Annotated in this window: 5 protein-coding genes and 1 pseudogene; 4 read left to right on the top strand and 2 right to left on the bottom strand. The window is 71.6% G+C overall.

All coding sequences use genetic code 11. The features are described 5' to 3' along the window. Positions 1-1,846, bottom strand: a 1,846-nt coding sequence (speA, locus tag LLG88_05090) for a biosynthetic arginine decarboxylase (GenBank protein MCE5246282.1), incomplete at its 3' end; no start/stop codon positions are given. Positions 1,847-2,067: 221 nt separating this feature from the next. Between speA and LLG88_05085 the strand changes: the two genes are divergently transcribed. After that, the gene (locus tag LLG88_05085; protein ID MCE5246281.1) at positions 2,068-2,730 is read left to right on the top strand and encodes a hypothetical protein; all 663 of its coding nucleotides are present in this window, start codon (positions 2,068-2,070) and stop codon (positions 2,728-2,730) included. Between the two features lie 115 nt (positions 2,731-2,845). Here LLG88_05085 and smpB read toward each other — a convergent pair whose 3' ends face one another. Beyond that, a complete protein-coding gene (gene smpB, locus LLG88_05080; protein MCE5246280.1) occupies positions 2,846-3,319 on the bottom strand; it encodes an SsrA-binding protein SmpB in 474 nt (157 codons plus the stop codon). 173 nt (positions 3,320-3,492) lie between these two features. Between smpB and LLG88_05075 the strand changes: the two are divergent. From LLG88_05075 to LLG88_05065, 3 genes and pseudogenes are all read left to right on the top strand, one after another. Next, positions 3,493-4,011: pseudogene (locus LLG88_05075) on the top strand (stage 0 sporulation protein). 133 nt (positions 4,012-4,144) lie between these two features. Further along, positions 4,145-4,465, top strand: coding sequence for a hypothetical protein (locus tag LLG88_05070; protein ID MCE5246279.1), 321 nt, complete (start codon positions 4,145-4,147; stop codon positions 4,463-4,465). Positions 4,466-4,571: 106 nt separating this feature from the next. Further along, positions 4,572-4,964: a hypothetical protein gene (locus LLG88_05065; protein ID MCE5246278.1), complete on the top strand. Its 393-nt coding sequence runs from the start codon at positions 4,572-4,574 to the stop codon at positions 4,962-4,964. Positions 4,965-5,176: the final 212 nt, after the last annotated feature.

Below are 5,176 nucleotides of genomic sequence, written 5' to 3'. Positions count from 1 at the left end.
CCTCGGACAGCTCGTCCAGCGCCACCCGCCGCATCAGCGCCGCGCGCACCGAGCCGAGCAGCTCCTCGTGCGGGTAGCCGAAGATCCGCAGCACGTCGGTCACCGTGTCGCCGCGCACGACCTTCTCCACGCGCGCCTCGCCGTCGTCGCCGACCGTCACGAGGACCTCGTCGGGCATCCCGAAGAGGTTGTGCATGTCCCCCATGACGTCCTGGTAGGCGCCGAGGAGCGTGAACGCGATGTCGTACGGCTCCTCCTGGTGGGCCTCGATCGCGTGGAGCGGCAGCGTCTCCTTGATGTCCTTGATGTCGATGAACTTGTCGATCTCGCCGTCGGAGTCGCAGGTGATGTCCACCAGCGTCGCCTGGTGGTCCGGCGCCTCGCGCAGCCGCTGGATCGGCACGATCGGGAAGAGCTGGTCGAGCGCCCAGTGGTCCGGCGTGCTCTGGAAGACCGAGAAGTTGACGACGTACTTCTCGTGCAGCGCCCGCTCCAGCTCCTCGAACTCCTCGAGCGGCACCTTCTCCCGCCGGGCGAAGGCGAGGGCCCGCCGCGCGACCTCCCAGTAGAGCCCCTCGGTCATCGAGCGGTCGGCGAGCGAGATCATGCCGATGGCGAAGAGGGTGGACATCTCCTCGCGCAGCTCGCCGGCGTCGTGGTAGTACTCGAGGTAGTTCTTGGCGTTGATGTCGCGCACGATCGAGCGCAGCTCGGAGACCACGCGCGGCTCGTTGAGCGACGCCTCGAGCCGCTCCGGCGGCGCGTCGCTGGTGATCCGCCCCAGCACGTTGGCCACGAGCAGCGAGTGGTAGGCGACGAGCGCCCGCCCCGACTCGGAGACGAGCGAGGGCAGCGGCACCTTCTCCTCGGCGCAGACTTCCTTCACCGCGTAGACGACGTCGTTCGCGTACTCGGCGATGGAGTAGTTCATCGACGCGTCGGAGGCGGTCTTCGAGCCGTCGTAGTCCACGGCGAGGCCGCCGCCGACGTCGAGGATCGAGACCGGAACGTTGAGCCGCCGCAGCTTGGCGTAGAAGCGGGCCGCCTCGCGGAAGGCGGTCTTGAAGCGCCGGATCTCGGGGATCTGCGAGCCGATGTGGAAGTGGACCATCGAGGCGCGGTCGAGGTGCCCCGCGTCGGCCAGCCGCCGCACGACCTCGAGCAGCCCCTCGGTCGTCAGGCCGAACTTGGCCGTCACGCCGGACGACTTCCACCACTTGCCGGCGCCGCGGGCGAAGAGGCGGACGCGGAAGCCGACCTCGGGGAGCGGCCCCGGCCCCGCCTCCTCGAAGGCGCGGAGCAGCGGCTCGATCTCGAACTGCTTCTCGATCACGATCACGACCCGGCGGCCGCAGCGGGCGCCGAGGATCGCGAGCCGCATCGTCTCGAGGTCCTTGTAGCCGTTGACGACCGTCAGCGCGCCGGGCGAGACGTCGAGGGCCAGCGCGGCCATCAGCTCGGCGCGCGAGCCGGCCTCGAGCCCCATCTTGAAGTCGCGTCCGGCCTGGATCAGCGCGTCCACGACCTCGCGCTGCTGGTTGACCTTCATCGGGAAGGCGGGGAGGTACTCCGCCCCTTCGTAGCCGAACTCGGCCATCGCGCCGCGGAACGCGCCGACGAGCTCGGCGACGCGGTTGGCGACGATCTGCGGGAAGCGGAACAGGAGCGGCGTCTCGAGGCCGCGCCGGCGCATCTCGGCGACGAGCTTCGGCAACGCGACCTCGCGTTCCGGATCGCGCGTCGGGCGGACGGTCAGCTCGCCTTCGTTGTTGATCGAGAAGTAGCCGCCGCCCCAAAGGGCGATGTTGTAGGTGTCGAGCGCCTCCTCGACCGGAATGCGGCTCATCGCGTCCCTCCCGCCCGGCGCCGGTCCCGGCCTCCGGAAGCGCGGAATTATCGGATCAGAGGGGCGGGGGGGCAACGCCTGCGGCCGACCTCTTGCGCGCTCGTTGACCCGCGGCGCGGGTTGGGCGAAAGTGGTTGCCGCTCGGCCCGGCCCCGGGCGGCCGGCGGCGCGCCTTCGGGACGCCGCGCGGCGGCCCCGGCCGGCGGCCGCGAGGAGCGCGCGTGGCCCGGGGACACAACAGCGACGTCCTGTTCGACGGGACGGTCTTCCACGTCCAGTCGGAGCACCGCGGCGAGGACGAGCCGCTCGTCGAGACGCTCGTCTACTGCGGCGGGCAGATCCTGCATCAGGAGCGCTCGACGCTCGCCGACCTCCCGGCCGACGCCGCGGGGGCCGAGGAGGCCCAGCGGCGGCTGGAACGGCAGCACCGCGACGTTGTGCGCCGCGTTCGGCACGGCGAGTTCTTCGTCGAGCGGCGGGAGACGCTGCTCGACCTCTGGCCCGAGGACGGGCCCTGCGACGAGCTGGTCGCCGGGCGGCTGCGGGAGCAGGAGGGGGCGGCGGCGCTCGCCCTGCGGTTCGAGCCCGACCGGCCCGACTCGCTCCGCGGGCGGCTCTTCGTGGCGCGGGCCGACGACGGGCGTCCGGTCGAGGGCGCGGCCGCGGCGGCCCGCCTCGTGTTGCGCGACGGCGCGCCGCGCGAGCTCTGGCGCGGCGAGACGGCGCGGGACGGGAGCGCGATGGTCGCGGCCGACATCCCCGCCGACGCGCCGGGCTCGATCGTCTTCCGCGCGGAGAAGGGGACGGCCGAGGGGCGTCTGCGCTTCGACCCGACCGCCTCCCGTCCGGCGCGGCGCGGCGGCGAGAAGGAACGCGTGCGCTGAACGGCGTCAGCGGGCGCGAGACGGAACGGCTGCCGAGTGGCGTCAAAGGCGGGCCGCCGCGCGCGCCCCGCTCGTCGATTCGCCGGCCGGAAGGACATAGGTTCGCTGAACGGCGTCAGCGGCGGCGGGCGGCTTCCTGGCGCATCTCGCGCTCCTGGATCCGCTTCTTCAGCTCGTCCTTCTTCTCCCCCTTGGGGCGGCCCTTGCAGAGCCCCAGCTCCACCTTGACCCGCGTCCCTTTCAGGTAAATGCGCAGCGGGACGAGCGTGTAGCCGGAGCGCTCCGTCTTGCCGAGCAGCCGCCGGATCTCGTGCTTGTGGATCAAGACCTTGCGCCGCCGCTCGGGCGGGTGGTTGTCGTGGTAGGCGTGGGAGTAGGGGGCGATGTGGACCCCGATCAGCCAGAGCTCCTCGTCCTTGACCCTGGCGTAGGAGTCCTTGAGCTGGACGCGCCCCTCGCGGCACGACTTGACCTCGGTCCCGAGCAGGACCAGCCCCCCCTCGAACGTTTCCTCGACGATATAGTCGCGCCGCACCTGCCGGTTGACGGCGATGTCCTTCGTTTCGTCCCGCCCCAGCGGTCGGTCCATCCCTTGGTCTCCATGCCGGGACAGGGCGCCCCCGGCCGTGCGAAACTACAATGGAACTGAAAGGCCAGTCTAACGTGTTCACTGTCGAGGTGGAACTTCCGGGCCGCGCGCGGCCGCTGACCTGCCAGACCGAGCGGGCCGATCTCGAACTGGGGGACCGCGTCCTGATCGCCATGGACGACGGCCGGACCCTGTTCGGCGTCTGCTCGCGCGCGCCGCTGGAAGTCCCGTCGTTCGACAGCCGGCCGCTGCCGAAGGCGACGCGGCGGGCCGAGGCGGAAGACGAGGACCGCGAGTCGCACAACCAGCGGCTGCGCGAGGAATGGCTGGAGACGGCGCGGCGGCAGGCGGCGGAGCTGCAGCTGCCGATGCGGATCCTGCGCGCGGAGGGCTCCTCCGGCGGGCGGAAGATCACCTTCCAGTTCGTCGCCGAGGGGCGGATCGACTTCCGCGAGTTGGTGCGCGACCTCGCGCGGCGGCTCCGCGCGCGCGTCGAGCTGCGGCAGATCGGCGTGCGCGACGCGGCGGTGCTGCAGGGCGGGATCGGGCACTGCGGGCAGCAGCTCTGCTGCGCCTCGTGGATGCACGGCTTCGCGCCGGTCTCGATGCGGATGGCCAAGACTCAGGGGCTGCCGCTGAACCCGGCGAAGATCTCCGGCCAATGCGGCCGCTTGATGTGCTGCCTGCGCTACGAGCTTTCTCCGGCCGAGCAGCAGCGACACGGCGAACGGGACGAATAGCGCGCGGCGCCAGGCCGCCCGCCGCCGCGCGGCTCCGCGCGGGCGAGGCGGCGGCCGCGCGCGCGATGGAGCGACGGGAGGCGCGATGGCGGACAAGGGCGGGGCGTACCCCGTGTTGGTGTTCACGAACGAGCAGGGGGAGAGCCTCCGCTACGTGAATCTCTTCGAGACCGAGATCGACGGCCGCCGCCTCGCGGTGCTGATGCGCGAGGAGCGGATCGCGCCGTTCCTCGACGACGAGGTGGACGAGCCGGACTTCGAGTCGTTCGAAGTCGCCGACGGCAACTACGTCCGGATCGAGGACGAGGCGCTGCTGGCGGAGTTGGAGGCGGCCTTCCAGGCGCGGATGCAGGCCGACGCGGAGGGCGCCGAGACGGCCGCGCCGCCGCGCCCGAAGAAGCGCTGAGCCTTCGTCCGGGGCGACGCGCGCCGGGGGCGGGGCGCGCGGCCGCCGTCGCGGACTGAACCGCCCGGCGGGTCGGCGCGCGCGGCGCGCCGGGGGGGCGGACACGATGGAGATCGGGAAGAAGAAGGCGGCGGCGCTGGGCGTCTTGACGGTCCTTCCCGCGGCGTGGCTCGTCCTCTCCGTCGCGATGTTCCTGGCGCTGATCGTTGTGGGCTCGCTGAGTTCTTCCGCTCCCGTGGTCGACTTCCCGGACGACTGTCTGTTCACCGTCTTGTTCTTCGGCCACCTCGCGGCGGCTCTTCTGGTCTGCGCGCTCGTCGCCTTCTACGTCGTCCACCTGTTCAGGACGCCGCTCGTCGCGAACGACATGAAGGGCTTCTGGGCGGTCGTGATCTTCCTGGGCTCGGTCTTCTCCATGCCGATCTACTGGCGCCTCTACGTCTGGAAGCCGGTGCTGCGCCCGACCGAAGGGCCCGCGTCTTCGGCCGCCGCCGACTGAGGAGAAGGCGCGCGGCGTCGTCCGCGCGGCGATCTCCGCAAGCGGCACGATATGTGCCGCGTCGCCCGGCATGATGGCTGCGTCAAGGAGGCGAAGAACGCAGTGCCGAGTCGGGAGCGCCGCGACGGCGCGAACATCGAACCGTACGAGTCGGATGCGGAGTACGTCAACGATTACCTGAAGTGGTTCGAGGCCCGCCGGCGGGCGCGGGG

It is taken from the genome of bacterium (genome assembly GCA_021372775.1).
In the GTDB taxonomy this organism is placed as follows: domain Bacteria; phylum Acidobacteriota; class Polarisedimenticolia; order J045; family J045; genus JAJFTU01.
Note: the sequence above shows the minus strand (reverse complement) of the source record. Positions and strands in the feature narration are given on the sequence as shown.